Genomic DNA, 478 nt, shown 5'->3' with positions numbered 1-478 from the left:
GACTTCAATTTCAAGCAATTATATAAAGCTCATCAATATAATAAAGAAAACAATCCCGAAAATTTTATTATATACAACCAAGTAGAACCTGATGATTCCAAGTATTCAAATGTAAATCATGAAGTAGCTAGATATATATCAAATGAGCCAACTATAGATGAGTATAGTGAACGTACTGATAACAAATTATTAGATTTTTTCATTATTGATATATTAAACAAACTCTACCTTCCAAGTTTGAATAAAAGAATCAATCATAAAATTGTGACTGATGATATACAAAATGATGAATCGAAAATCCGTGAAAAATTAAGAAAAAAAGAAATTGTAAAATACCCATTCAACGTTAATGGATACTTTCTCAGTATTGAAAACGACTTATTTTCTAACTATCAAAGAATTATTAATACTATAAATCAATATAAAAACAGTACTTTTGATTTACAAAATTTTGAATCACGTCTAGACAATATAATAA

General features: G+C 24.7%; 1 protein-coding gene. It reads left to right on the top strand.

Annotated elements, in window-relative coordinates; all coding sequences use genetic code 11:
• The coding region (locus ACF91D_RS31815; RefSeq protein ID WP_392438707.1) for a DUF6038 family protein at nt 1-478 on the top strand (478 nt) is incomplete at both ends.

This window comes from Staphylococcus sp. 231237_7MaSpsaltlick, assembly GCF_043107035.1.
Note: the sequence above shows the minus strand (reverse complement) of the source record. Positions and strands in the feature narration are given on the sequence as shown.